Source organism: Vibrio penaeicida, from assembly GCF_002933855.1.
Lineage (GTDB): Bacteria > Pseudomonadota > Gammaproteobacteria > Enterobacterales > Vibrionaceae > Vibrio > Vibrio penaeicida_A.
This window is the reverse complement of the sequence record NZ_BFAQ01000070.1, coordinates 1-13,180: the sequence shown is the minus strand read 5'-3', so window position 1 is coordinate 13,180 and position 13,180 is coordinate 1. Positions and strand designations below refer to the sequence as shown.

Sequence of the window (13,180 nt, the reverse complement as noted above, 5' to 3'; positions counted from 1 at the left end):
CAATATTACCTATTTACATAAGCATCCGGATGGCGCGCCCGAAAGGATTCGAACCTTCGACCTTTGGCTCCGGAGGCCAACGCTCTATCCAGCTGAGCTACGGGCGCATGCCCTATCGGCGGAGTGGAATAATACGTATATCACAAAGTGTCGTCTAGTGTTTTTTGCAGTTTTTTTATTGATTGTTGCCTTTTTCGGCAATTGAGATGTGATTAAACCCATGTCGCGAACAAGTTGTTGTTTATTGCAACAACTTGAGTCGCTATAATCACCTATTATTTATAATGATTTAACAGGTGTTTCACACCTAGACAATCAAAATACTTAAGTTTCGACAGGGAAAGGCATCGTTTACGGTATTTTTTGATAAACCGTGTGTCTGTGAACACTCTCTGACAACAGCTTAGGTGAATAACAAACCAAATAAAGATAAACATCGTATTTATCAATGCCTGGAAATGTATAGCGAGTAATGGATATGTCACGTCGAATTATTGGCCTATTGGCTGCTACAATCACCTTCTCAAGTTTCTCTTTTGCAGCCAAAGTCAGCCAAGAAGAATACGATGCGATTTCAGATCGTATTAAGCCTGTTGGTCAGGTGTACCTTGCTGGAAGCGAGCCTGTTTCAGCAGAACCTAAAGGTCCCAGAGATGGCGCTTCAGTTTACAATGTATTCTGTACAGCATGCCACGGTACTGGTGTCAGTGGAGCACCGATTAAAGGAGATGCAGGACAATGGGCTGCGCGTATTGCCCAAGGTATGGATGTGATGACAGATCACGCCATCAATGGTTTCAACGCAATGCCAGCAAAAGGCGCGTGTATGGATTGTTCCGATGAAGAAATCGTCGCTGCAATTAACCATATGATCGAAGGTTTGTAACGACCGAAAGAACCTCAACCAAAAGAGCAACGCGCGAAAGGCAGTTGCTCTTTTTTGTATTGGCTCGATCTTGGCGTACACCCAAGTAACCTCAGGTGCAAAGTTCTTAATAAACCTACTTTTTGAACATCGCTTTCAAATTGGCAATATGCGCCTGACCTTTTTCCATTCTTTCTTCTTGTGAGACTTTCTTTTTAGCTTGTTCCCACTCCACATCATCAAATGGCAGTTCATCGAGAAAGCGGCTGTGTTGAGGTTTGATCAGCTCCCCATATTGTCGGCGTTCACGGCACATGGTAAACGTGAGCTCTTTCTGTGCACGTGTTATCCCTACGTACATTAGCCGCCTTTCTTCTTCTACGTTCTCTTCATCGATACTGGTTTGGTGCGGTAAGATGCCTTCTTCTGCACCAAGTAAATAGACATACGGAAACTCCAACCCTTTAGAAGCATGTAAAGTCATCAATTGAACTTGGTCGGCATCATCGTCGTCTTCACCTCGCTCCATCATGTCGCGAAGCGTAAGCCGCTGAACCACTTCTTTTAACGTTTTTTCTTCATTGTCGTAGTTGTCTCCTTCGAGATCCGCCACTATCCAGCTGTATAAATCCGACACATTCTTCATCCGCATTTCAGCGGCTTTCGGGCTGGGTGACGTTTCGTACAACCAGTCTTCATAATGAATGTCTCTCACCAGAGAACGCACCGCCTCAACCGTATTGCCTCGCTCCGCATTGTCGGATATAGCGACCACCCATTGCACAAACTTGCGCAGATTTTCTAAACCACGCCCAGTGAGATGCTGCTCTAGTCCAAGTTCAAAGCTGGCTTCAAACAGGCTTTTTCCTCGCATGTTGGCGTAGCTACCCAATTTCTCCAATGTGACCGGTCCAATCTCTCGCCTTGGGGTGTTTACGATTCGCAAGAAAGCATTATCATCATCTGGATTCACGAGGACACGAAGGTAAGCCATAATGTCTTTGATTTCTGAGCGAGCAAAAAAGGAAGTACCACCAGAGATCTTATAAGGCACTCGGTTTTGCATCAGCGACTTTTCAATCAACCTAGATTGATGATTGCCGCGGTACAAAATTGCGTAGTCTTTGTAATCTGTCCTATTCAGGAATTTATGCGCAATCAGTTCACCCGTGATTTTTTCCGCTTCATGCTCTTCATTCTTTGCGGTCAGAACCTTGAGCATTTCGCCATCTGGAATTTCAGAGAACAGCTTTTTTTCATAAACGTGCGGGTTATTGGCAATCAAAATATTCGCACTACGTAAAATTCGACTGGTTGAACGATAATTTTGCTCTAGTTTGATTAGGCGAAGGTTGGGGTAATCTTCCCCTAATAACACGAGGTTCTGAGGCTTTGCCCCGCGCCATGAATAGATCGACTGATCATCGTCGCCTACCACGGTCAATCGACCGCGCTCACCGACGATTAAACGAACCAGTTCATACTGACTGGTGTTGGTGTCTTGGTATTCATCAACCAACAAATAACGAATGCGACTTTGCCAGCGTTGACGAACGTCTTCGTTCGATTTCAGCAAAAATACAGGCAGCGCAATAAGATCGTCAAAGTCCAATGCGTTGTAGGCTTTCATTTGCTTCTGATACATATCAAAGCAGCGCCCAAACAATTGCTCTTGCTCCCCTCTAGCTCGTTCAATAGCTTGAGCAGGCGAAAGCATGTCGTTCTTCCAGTTAGAAATATGGCTCAGTAAGGAACGGAGTAAATCTTTATCACCATCGATCTGTTTTTCAGTGAGCTCTTTTAATAACGCTAACTGGTCTTGATCGTCAAACAGAGAAAAGCCCGCTTTTAACCCCAACGCTTTGTATTCTCGACGAATGATATTTAAACCCAGCGTATGGAACGTTGAAACCATTAACCCTTTTGACTCATGCTTACCCAAAGTTTGACCAACACGCTCTTTCATTTCACGGGCGGCTTTATTGGTAAAAGTAACCGCTGCAATATTCCGCGCTTTGTAGTCACACTGCTGAACCAAGTAAGCAATTTTGTTGGTAATAACTCGAGTTTTACCAGAGCCAGCGCCTGCCAGTACCAAGCAGGGACCTGATACGTATTTCACGGCTTCATCTTGTCTGGGGTTCAGCTTCATTGCGGGGTCTCTTTCGAATGCGATCTCGGGAGCATAGTGTAATTCTCTCCTCATATTTATACCAATAAGAAATTACTCGGCAAAAAATACATAGGATTGCAAATTAGTTGTTGCATACATATATAGGGTTGGAATTATAATGAATGAACGTTCATTCACATTTGAGTAATGTATATAATGCCCAGTGAAAAGCAGATTGGTAACGATAAGCGATTGAAAATATTGCGGGCCGCAGAAAATTTGCTCGCAGAAGAAGGCTTTCATGGCATATCAATGCAAAAGATTGCACAATCAGCTGGTGTTGCCGCTGGAACCATTTATCGCCATTTCGATGATAAAGACCATTTATTGATTGAATTGAGAAAAATGGTTTCTCAGCGTATCGCTGATGTTGTGCAAGCCAACGTAGATAATGACATGCCTTTGAAACAACGTTTTCGCATCATGTGGCTCAACATCTGGCACTTGGCCTGCACGGAAGGAAGCACGCTTTGTAATCGGACTCAATACGAATCCCTTCCTACGCCAGCTCATGTGAATATTAGGGAACTTGAACGAAAAATGTTTGCCAAAGTGGATCAAATGTTCACGGAAGGTAAACAACAAGGGGTGCTCAAGCCTTTGGATAACCCCATTTTATCTGGTCTTAGTTTGGAAGTAGGTGTCACGCTTGCTCGCAAACATGCCTTAGGGATCTTTCAACTCGATGATGATGCATTAGAAGCGGCGATTGAAGCCAGCTGGGATGCCATTGTTCAACATTAACTTGGAGTTCTGAATAGAATGAAAAAGTGGACTTTCTTTATGTTACTTATCTCAATCCTGCTGTTCGGCAGTGTGATAGGTTTCAATATGTTTAAACAACAGAAGATTGCTGAGTATCTGGCAAATAGACCAGAGCCAGAATTCCCTGTTACCGTCACTGAAGTTGCGGCTGTTGATTGGGTTCCAACCATTGAAGCAATCGGCTTCATTGAACCAAACCAAGGCGTAACACTAACAACAGAAACCAATGGTGTGATAAATAAGATTCAATTTGAATCTGGCACTACTGTTAAAGATAACCAAGTTCTTCTTACTTTGGATTCTGAAGTTGAGCAAGCCAACCTAAAAAGTGCGAAGGCAAAATTGCCAGCTGCTCAAGCAAAATACAAACGTTATGCTGGTTTGTATAAGAAAGGCTCTGTATCGAAAGAAGCTTATGATGATGCGCAAGCTGCGTATTTCTCTCTTTCTGCCGATATTGAGAGCTTAAAAGCGTCTATCAATCGCCGTGAAATCAAAGCGCCGTTTGCGGGTGTCGTCGGTATTCGAAATGTCTACCTAGGTCAGTACCTGCAACCAGGAACGGATATTGTACGCCTTGAAGACACCAGTGTTATGCGCCTTCGCTTTACCGTTCCACAAACGGATATTTCGCGTATTTATATGGGTCAAACCGTTGATATCAAAGTCGACGCCTACCCAGAAAATTCCTTCCAAGGTTCCATCAGTGCAATAGAGCCTGCCGTCAGCGTACAAAGTGGCTTGGTACAAGTTCAGGCGGACATTCCGAATAACGATGGTCAACTTCGTAGTGGTATGTTCGCTCGTGCCGACATCATTTTACCAAAGCTAACCGATCAGGTTTCCTTGCCTCAAACCGCAATCACTTTCACCTTATACGGTGACAATGTGTACATTCTGTCTGACGAAGATGGTGTACAGCGAGTGAAGCAACACGTTGTAAAAGTGGGTGAACGTACCGAGCACATCGCTCATATATTAGAAGGGGTAAAACCTGGAGATGTAGTGGTGACTTCTGGTCAGGTTCGTTTAAGCAATGGCGCTAAGGTTCGTATCGTGGAAAGCGATGCAACGAATCCGCCAGCTGAAACACCAATGCTGTAACTGGAGGAAGCATGCGCTTTACTGATGTTTTTATTAAACGTCCTGTTTTAGCGGTATCCATCAGCTTTTTGATTGCTTTGCTTGGTTTACAAGCCATCTTCAAAATGCAGGTGCGTGAATACCCTGAAATGACGAATACCGTTGTTACGGTATCAACGGGCTATTACGGTGCCAGTGCCGATTTGATTCAGGGCTTTATTACTCAGCCGCTGGAACAAGCTGTCGCACAAGCCGATAATATCGACTTTATGACGTCGCAATCGGTGTTAGGTAAGTCCACCATTACGGTGACAATGAAGTTGAATACCGATCCGAATGCGGCGCTGGCGGATATTCTCGCCAAAACCAACTCGGTGAGATCTCAGCTTCCAAAAGAAGCAGAAGATCCAACGGTAACCATGTCGACAGGCTCAACCACCGCGGTTCTCTACATTGGTTTCACCAGTGACGAGTTGGTGTCGAGCCAGTTAACAGACTATCTTGAGCGAGTGATCAACCCTCAGCTATTTACGGTTAACGGCGTGTCTAAAATCGACCTTTACGGCGGCTTGAAATACGCACTTCGTGTTTGGTTAGACCCAACTAAAATGGGTGCGCTTAACCTAACAGCAACCGATGTAATGACGGTTCTGAATGCCAACAACTATCAGTCGGCAACCGGTCAAGCCATTGGCGAATTTGTTCTGTACAACGGCAGCGCAGATACACAAATATCAAGCGTTGAAGAACTGAGTCGTTTGGTGGTGAAAAACGGTGAAGGTCTCGTCATTCGCTTAGGTGATATCGCCAAAGTGTCACTAGAGAAAAGCCACGATGTTTACCGTGCAAGTGCGAACGGACAAGAAGCGGTTGTTGCTGCAATCAATGCCGCGCCAAGTGCTAACCCGATCAACATTGCGGCAGACGTCCTAGAGTTGTTACCAACACTTGAAAAAAACCTTCCAAGTAACATCAAGATGGAAGTCATGTACGACTCCACGATTGCCATTAATGAGTCCATCCAAGAGGTCATCAAGACCATTTTGGAAGCGGCACTGATTGTATTAGTGGTCATCACCATCTTCCTAGGTTCGTTCCGAGCGGTCTTGATCCCTATCGTTACTATTCCATTGTCACTCATTGGTGTGGCTATGGTCATGCAAGCGATGGGTTTCTCTTGGAACCTAATGACACTGCTGGCTATGGTTCTGGCTATCGGCTTGGTGGTCGATGACGCCATCGTTGTTTTGGAAAACGTCGATCGTCATATCAAACTGGGCGAATCACCATTCCGTGCTGCGATTATTGGTACGCGAGAAATTGCGGTCCCTGTTATCGCCATGACACTGACCTTAGGGGCGGTATACGCACCAATTGCAATGATGGGTGGTATTACGGGATCTCTGTTTAAGGAGTTCGCTCTTACTCTTGCAGGGGCGGTATTTGTTTCTGGTATCGTCGCATTAACACTTTCTCCGATGATGTGTTCGAAGATGCTGAAAGCCAACGAACAGCCAAGCAAATTCGAGAAAACCGTTCATCACTTCCTAGACAGAATGTCGGATCGCTACGAAGGTATGTTGGGTGCAGTGATGCAGCGTCGACCTGTCATCATCGCTTTCGCTGTCATCGTGTTTGCCAGTCTTCCAATGTTGTTCAAGTTCATACCGAGTGAACTTGCACCATCTGAAGATAAAGGTGTAGTGATGTTGTTGGGTACTGCGCCATCAAACGCGAACCTCGACTACATGCAAAACACCATGAATGATGTGAACAAAATCCTGTCAGACCAGCCAGAAGTGGCGTTTGCTCAGGTGTTCACTGGGGTGCCGAACTCAAACCAAGCTTTCGGTATTGCATCCATGGTGCCATGGAGCGAGCGTGAAGCAAGCCAAGCGGAAGTAAAAGATCGCGTAAGTAAGTTAGTGCAAGATGTTCCTGGCATGTCGGTAACGGCGTTTGAAATGCCTGAACTACCGGGCGCGGGTTCTGGTCTTCCTATTCAGTTTGTTATGACAACACCGAATAGCTTTGAGAGCTTATTCCAAGTAGCAACGGATGTGTTAACGGAAGTCAATACGAGCCCATTGTTTGTCTACTCTGATCTCGACTTGAACTACGATTCAGCCACCATGAAGATCAACATAGACAAAGATAAAGCCGGTGTTTATGGCGTTACCATGCAAGACATTGGTATCACGCTCAGCACAATGATGGCGGATGGCTATGTGAACCGTATTGACCTAAATGGTCGTTCTTACGAAGTGATTCCTCAAGTAGAGCGTAAATATCGCTTGAACCCCGAATCCATGAACAACTATTACGTGCGAGCGGCAGATGGTAATTCCATACCACTAGGAAGCCTGATTTCCATTGATGTGGTTGCGGAGCCTCGTTCTCTACCACACTTCAACCAGTTAAATTCGGCAACTGTGGGTGCAGTACCAACACCAGGTATTGCTATGGGTGAAGCTATCAACTGGTTTGAAAATATAGCTGAAACTAAACTGCCAGCAGGATACAACCATGATTACATGGGTGCATCTCGTCAGTTCGTGACTGAAGGCAGTGCACTGTACGCTACATTTGGCTTGGCTTTGGCAATCATCTTCCTTGTTTTGGCTATTCAATTCGAGTCGGTGAAAGATCCACTGGTCATTATGGTTTCCGTACCACTCGCTATTTGTGGAGCGTTAATTGCACTGGCATGGGGCGCCGCTTCCATGAACATCTACTCGCAAGTCGGGTTGATTACGCTCGTCGGTCTCATTACCAAGCACGGCATTTTGATTTGTGAGGTTGCTAAAGAAGAGCAACTTCATAATAGAAAGAACAAGATGCAGGCTGTAATGGAAGCGGCGAAGGTGCGCCTTCGTCCTATTCTGATGACAACAGCAGCTATGATCGCAGGTTTGATACCGCTGATGTATGCAACAGGCGCGGGTGCCGCTCAACGTTTCAGTATCGGTATTGTTATCGTTGCCGGATTGGCGATAGGAACGCTTTTCACCTTGTTCGTTCTTCCGGTTATTTACAGCTACTTAGCGGAAGACCACAAACCACTGCCAGTATTTGTTGAAGATAAAGATCTGGAAAAGCTCGCACGAGTTGATGAAGCGAAAGCCGCTCAACGAGATATTCGAGAAGAGTCCGTGTAATCGCAACAGATAAACAAAACGTAAAAAGGCTACTTCGGTAGCCTTTTTTCTTGCTAAAGACTAACGACAACGACCAGCGAATTACATAAAATGAGGTTAAATTGAAAGGAGTTACCCATGTTTGATCCCAAGAAACTCGAACAAATTGCCAAACAAATTCATGAGTCAATGCCTCAGCCTGTCAAAGAGCTCGGTACTGATGTAGAACAAAAGGTTCGTCAAGTTATCCAAGGCCAACTCAACAAGTTGGATGTTGTCAGCAGAGAAGAGTTTGATGTACAAACTCAAGTATTGCTGCGCACTCGCCAAAAGCTAACAGAGATGGAACAAAAGCTGGCAGATTTAGAAGAAAAACTGAGCGAAAAATAGAAAACGCTTCCTTCAAACAAAAAGAAAGGCTTGCTCTAACGACAGAGCAAGCCTTTTATTTATGTGTTGTGTTTACTTTTTGTATTATCGACCCCAGCCTGCTGGAGTTCTTTTGCAATATAAGCGTAGTAGATAACGCAGAAATAGCTTCGTCATTCTAGATGAAGGTGCACAGTTTCAAACCAATACGACCTTCACACTAACTGAGACGTTTATTTCACGTATTAACCACCAACGGCAATGCGCTTCATGTCGGTCATGTAGCCGCGTAGCTCTTCACCGATGTATTCAACAGGGTGGTTACGAATCGCTTCATTCACTTCAATCAAACGAGCGTTATCAACTTGGTTAGAAGTTTCACCCAAACCTTTACCGATAACATCTGTGCTTACAGAAGGCATGAATTTCTCGCGTAAAAGTGGAGTCGCTACGTTAGCAAATAGGTAGTTACCGTATTCTGCTGTATCTGAAATTACGACGTTCATTTCGTACAGGCGCTTACGTGCAATTGTGTTCGCAATCAATGGAAGCTCGTGCAGAGACTCGTAGTAAGCAGATTCATCAATGATGCCAGACGCAGTCATCGCTTCAAAAGCTAGCTCAACACCCGCACGTACCATAGCAATCATTAGGATGCCGTTGTCGAAGTACTCTTGCTCAGAAATTTCAACGTCAGATTCTGGGTAGTTTTCAAAGGCAGTTTCACCTGTCTCTTCACGCCAGCCAAGAAGGTTCGCGTCATCATTTGCCCAGTCTGCCATCATAGTGCCAGAGAAGTGACCTGTGATGATGTCATCCATGTGCTTGTTGTAAAGCGGACGCATCAGATCTTTCAATTCTTCAGACAACTCAAACGCTTTCACTTTCGCAGGGTTAGATAGGCGATCCATCATATGAGTGATGCCACCAAACTTAAGCGCTTCCGTCACCGTTTCCCAACCGTACTGTAGAAGCTTACCTGCGTAACCTGCGTCTACACCGTCCGCAATCATTTTCTCGTAACATACGATAGAACCTGCTTGAAGCATGCCGCAAAGGATAGTCTGCTCGCCCATTAGATCGGATTTCACTTCCGCTACAAATGAAGATTCAAGACAACCAGCACGGTGACCACCTGTTGCTGCAGCCCAAGCTTTGGCGATATCCCAGCCTTCACCCTTCGGATCGTTTTCAGGGTGAACAGCAATCAGAGTCGGTACACCAAAGCCACGCTTGTATTCTTCACGAACTTCGGTACCAGGGCATTTAGGTGCAACCATCACAACGGTCAAATCTTTACGTACCTGCATACCCTCTTCAACAACATTGAAACCATGAGAGTAACCCAGTGCAGCACCTTCTTTCATTAGAGGCATTACTGTCTCAACAACATTGCTGTGTTGCTTATCTGGAGTCAGGTTAACAACTAAATCTGCCTGTGGGATAAGAGTTTCGTAGCTGCCAACTTCAAAACCATTGTCTTTTGCATTTTTAAACGATTGACGCTGCTCATCAATTGCTGCTTGGCGAAGTGCATAAGAGACGTCCAAACCAGAATCACGCATGTTCAGACCTTGGTTAAGACCTTGTGCACCACAACCAACGATGACCACTTTCTTACCTTTCAGGTAATCCGCTTCTGTTGCAAATTCGCTGCGGTCCATAAAACGGCAACGACCCAACTGGTCTAGCTGCTCACGCAAGTTTAAAGTGTTGAAGTAGTTAGCCATTTTCTGGAACTCCTGTTTAATTTATCCATAAGGTCGACGGTATAGCGTCGAATAACCTTATACTAATTCAGACATTAAGTTGCTCAAAGTGATATATTCACAACCAGTAATTGCAATAAACGCAACATTAGCTATTTTATATTGCTCAAAGTGACACCATTATGAATATCAAAAGTCTTCAAGCCTTTATTCACCTATGTGAGAGTAAAAGCTTCAGTAAAACGGCAACCGCCATGCACGTGAGCGCATCAGCATTAAGCCGGCAGATCCAAAAGCTCGAACAGGACACACAGCAGAATCTGTTTCTTCGAGACAATCGTTCAGTAGAACTGACACCTGCTGGTAAGAAGTTGCTGCCCATTGCCGTAAATATCGTCAGTGAATGGCATCAGTTTCAGTCCGATACTCAGCATGGAGAGAACGAACTTAGAGGGAAATTGCGTTTGTTCTGCTCGGTGACGGCTAGTTACAGCCACCTACCTGAGTTGCTTGCTGAATTTAGGCTGCTCTACCCTTATATTGAATTTGAGCTCTCTACAGGTGACCCCGCACAAGCAATCGATAAGGTCATGAACGACGAAACCGATATTGCGATCTCTGCGCTGCCCGAGTTATTGCCAGCTAGGCTAGAGTTTGAATCTATCAGTGATATTCCGCTTTCGGTAATTGCACCTGCTGGGGTAAGCAGCTTCGGTTCGGAACTGGCGGAAAGCGCGCCTGATTGGAATAAAATTCCTTTTATCGTCCCGGAAGCGGGTACAGCACGAGAGAGAGCGAACGCCTGGTTTAAAAAAATGCGCATAAAACCTAACATTTATGCCCAAGTATCGGGGCACGAAGCCATTGTCAGCATGGTCGCTCTCGGATGTGGTGTGGGTATCGCCCCAGAAGTCGTTATCGTAAATAGCCCTGTAAGGGATAAGATTCAGCGTCTCAAACTGGAATCCATTAAACCTTTTAAATTAGGCGTCGTATGTAAACGCTCAAATTTAGACAATCCTCTACTTTCCGCTTTCTGGAAAGTTGCTGAAAAGGTCTATATCCAACCATAGTGGTAACCTTGAATACTGACATTGCTAAGAGTCTTTATTAGTATACATTGGCAATGTTTCCCCATGGCTCAATAGAGAAAAAGGCGCTTACGATAATGTCCATCTTTAGAATCACCACTTCTGCTTTGCTCTCTGTACCATTGCTTGGCTGTAGCCCAGCACCAGATAGCGTACCAATCTCTGAAAAAAATCATTGCCGCTCTCTTACAGAGAAAACGCCTTTGCCAATCTCCCACTTTATAGAACCGTATCGTTCTCAGATGGAAACCAAAACTGGGGTATATGTACTCGAACAAGGCACTGAAGCCATGATGTCTAGGGCATGGCTAACAGAGCGAGCCGAAAAGACGATAGACGTTCAGTACTTTATATTCTCGGTTGATAACGTGGGCTTGATAGCAACGGATTATCTTGTGAGAGCCGCTGAGCGTGGGGTGAAAGTAAGAGTCTTAGTCGATGACATCATGCTGGATGCAAGAGGCGATGAACTATTAATGCTTGCTGCACATGAAAACTTTGAAATCAAGATATACAACCCAAATGCCAATATCGGCAAAAACATTGCTCAGAAAATCTCTACCGTCGTCACCGATTTCCACGGCATTAATCAGCGTATGCACAACAAAGTCTTTTTGGTTGATAATCAGATCGCCATTACTGGCGGCCGGAACATCGCAGATGAGTACTTTGGATTTGATCACGAATACAATTTCCGAGACAGAGATGTATTTTTAGCGGGTCAAGCAGTAAAACACATTGATACATCGTTTGAAGAATACTGGAACAATAAACTCAGTGTGCCTGTTGAAGATTTGTTCAACACCCCCTCCTACGATGCCAACCCTGATTTTTCGAGGCTTCATTCATACGCTTGTAACCCAGAGCACTTCCACCCTCAAATACGGTCTGATATTGAAAAAGTACCAACTACATTTCAACGGTTGGCCAAAGAAGGCAAATTTAAGTTCGTTGATAATGTCGAATACATCTCAGACCAGCCAGGAAAAAATGATAGACAATCTTTTCTCGGTGGTGGGAGTGTAACCCAAGATAGATTAGTGCAACTGGCCGAAAGTGCTCAGAAGTCGATTCTGATTCAGACGCCTTATCTTGTCACGACGAAAAAGGATCGGGCTTTTTTACGTGAATTAGTTGATAAAGGTATAACCATCAAGATCTTAACGAATAGCCTTGCATCTAATGATAACCTTGCTGCATTTAGTGGTTACCAACGCAACCGCAAGCAACTGCTCGATACAGGGGTGGAGATTTACGAGTTCAAGCCTGATGCTAAGATAAGGCAGCGGGTGATGACGGAGCATATGTATAAAAAACTCCCTTCCACACCGATTTTTGGTCTTCACGCCAAAACCATGGTAGTAGACGAAAGCATCACGGTGATTGGTACGTATAACTTCGATCCACGAAGTGCCAATTTAAACACGGAGAGCTTTTCCATTATTCACTCTCCCGAGATCACTCAGCACGTATCGAAATCAATGCATATCGAAATGGAACCGGAGAACGCTTGGAGAATTACACCTGACTTCAACCCTGATAGTGAAGTCAGTATTTCCAAACAAATCGGTGTAAAACTGCGCCGCTTCATTCCCAAAGATGTGCTTTAGCATTCAGATACTTACTATACAAGTACTACAACTCTTCTTTCCTCAGCCATAACAGAAATTGGTTGGGGAAAGAGTAGCGACCCCGTGATAACTTTCTTTGTATATGACAGGGGTACGAGACTGATATACAAAGTTCTGCTCAACCAATTCAACACTCAATATTCGCTTTGAATATTCGATAGATACAAAAAAGCCTCGTCTTTCGACGAGGCTTTCAAGTGTGGCAGGGGTGGAGAGATTCGAACTCCCAACACGCGGATTTGGAATCCGCTGCTCTGCCAATTGGAGCTACACCCCTAAACTGTATTGAACCTTTAGCTATCAGATTCAAAAAAACCTCGCGTAAGGCGAGGCTTTTTAATAAATGGCGGAGTGGAC

General features: G+C 44.7%; 9 protein-coding genes and 2 tRNA genes. 7 read left to right on the top strand and 4 right to left on the bottom strand.

What is annotated here, in order from left to right; genetic code table 11:
- Positions 1-30: 30 nt before the first annotated feature.
- Positions 31-107: transfer RNA gene (locus VPNCDNU1_RS27955), tRNA-Arg, on the bottom strand.
- Between the two features lie 365 nt (positions 108-472).
- Between VPNCDNU1_RS27955 and VPNCDNU1_RS27950 the strand changes: the two genes are divergently transcribed.
- Positions 473-886 (top strand): c-type cytochrome, encoded by a 414-nt coding sequence (locus tag VPNCDNU1_RS27950; protein WP_104403419.1) that lies wholly within the window; start codon positions 473-475, stop codon positions 884-886.
- Positions 887-1,001: 115 nt separating this feature from the next.
- Here the strand turns inward: VPNCDNU1_RS27950 and rep are convergent, their stop codons facing one another.
- On the bottom strand, positions 1,002-3,017 hold the full coding sequence (gene rep, locus VPNCDNU1_RS27945; protein ID WP_104403418.1) for a DNA helicase Rep: 2,016 nt from the start codon (positions 3,015-3,017) through the stop codon (positions 1,002-1,004).
- Between the two features lie 177 nt (positions 3,018-3,194).
- Here rep and VPNCDNU1_RS27940 point away from each other — a divergent pair, with 177 nt between their 5' ends.
- From VPNCDNU1_RS27940 to ubiK, 4 genes are all read left to right on the top strand, one after another.
- Positions 3,195-3,782, top strand: a complete 588-nt coding sequence (locus VPNCDNU1_RS27940; protein ID WP_104403417.1) for a TetR/AcrR family transcriptional regulator — start codon at positions 3,195-3,197, stop codon at positions 3,780-3,782.
- 18 nt (positions 3,783-3,800) lie between these two features.
- Complete coding sequence (locus tag VPNCDNU1_RS27935) at positions 3,801-4,907, top strand: efflux RND transporter periplasmic adaptor subunit (RefSeq protein ID WP_104403416.1); 1,107 nt, start codon at positions 3,801-3,803, stop codon at positions 4,905-4,907.
- A gap of 11 nt (positions 4,908-4,918) precedes the next feature.
- Positions 4,919-8,044: a multidrug efflux RND transporter permease subunit gene (locus VPNCDNU1_RS27930; protein ID WP_104403415.1), complete on the top strand. Its 3,126-nt coding sequence runs from the start codon at positions 4,919-4,921 to the stop codon at positions 8,042-8,044.
- Between the two features lie 117 nt (positions 8,045-8,161).
- Positions 8,162-8,413, top strand: coding sequence for a ubiquinone biosynthesis accessory factor UbiK (gene ubiK / locus VPNCDNU1_RS27925; protein ID WP_104403414.1), 252 nt, complete (start codon positions 8,162-8,164; stop codon positions 8,411-8,413).
- Between the two features lie 224 nt (positions 8,414-8,637).
- Here ubiK and ilvC read toward each other — a convergent pair whose 3' ends face one another.
- Positions 8,638-10,122, bottom strand: a complete 1,485-nt coding sequence (gene ilvC / locus VPNCDNU1_RS27920; protein WP_104403413.1) for a ketol-acid reductoisomerase — start codon at positions 10,120-10,122, stop codon at positions 8,638-8,640.
- Between the two features lie 161 nt (positions 10,123-10,283).
- On the opposite strand from ilvC, the gene ilvY reads away from it, so the two are divergent.
- Positions 10,284-11,174, top strand: a complete 891-nt coding sequence (ilvY, locus tag VPNCDNU1_RS27915; protein WP_104403412.1) for an HTH-type transcriptional activator IlvY — start codon at positions 10,284-10,286, stop codon at positions 11,172-11,174.
- A 95-nt stretch (positions 11,175-11,269) separates the two neighbouring features.
- Positions 11,270-12,802 (top strand): phospholipase D family protein, encoded by a 1,533-nt coding sequence (locus VPNCDNU1_RS27910; RefSeq protein ID WP_104403411.1) that lies wholly within the window; start codon positions 11,270-11,272, stop codon positions 12,800-12,802.
- A 221-nt stretch (positions 12,803-13,023) separates the two neighbouring features.
- Here VPNCDNU1_RS27910 and VPNCDNU1_RS27905 read toward each other — a convergent pair.
- Positions 13,024-13,100: transfer RNA gene (locus VPNCDNU1_RS27905), tRNA-Trp, on the bottom strand.
- Positions 13,101-13,180 lie beyond the last annotated feature (80 nt).

Bases quoted from the DNA above. Each gene is read 5' to 3' on its own strand.
- VPNCDNU1_RS27940 (WP_104403417.1), top strand. From the start codon at position 3,195: ATGCCCAGTGAAAAGCAGATTGGTAACGATAAGCGATTGAAAATATTG.
- rep (WP_104403418.1), bottom strand. From the start codon at position 3,017: ATGAAGCTGAACCCCAGACAAGATGAAGCCGTGAAATACGTATCAGGT.
- VPNCDNU1_RS27950 (WP_104403419.1), top strand. From the start codon at position 473: ATGGATATGTCACGTCGAATTATTGGCCTATTGGCTGCTACAATCACC.
- VPNCDNU1_RS27910 (WP_104403411.1), top strand. From the start codon at position 11,270: ATGTCCATCTTTAGAATCACCACTTCTGCTTTGCTCTCTGTACCATTG.
- VPNCDNU1_RS27930 (WP_104403415.1), top strand. From the start codon at position 4,919: ATGCGCTTTACTGATGTTTTTATTAAACGTCCTGTTTTAGCGGTATCC.
- ubiK (WP_104403414.1), top strand. From the start codon at position 8,162: ATGTTTGATCCCAAGAAACTCGAACAAATTGCCAAACAAATTCATGAG.
- ilvC (WP_104403413.1), bottom strand. From the start codon at position 10,122: ATGGCTAACTACTTCAACACTTTAAACTTGCGTGAGCAGCTAGACCAG.
- ilvY (WP_104403412.1), top strand. From the start codon at position 10,284: ATGAATATCAAAAGTCTTCAAGCCTTTATTCACCTATGTGAGAGTAAA.
- VPNCDNU1_RS27935 (WP_104403416.1), top strand. From the start codon at position 3,801: ATGAAAAAGTGGACTTTCTTTATGTTACTTATCTCAATCCTGCTGTTC.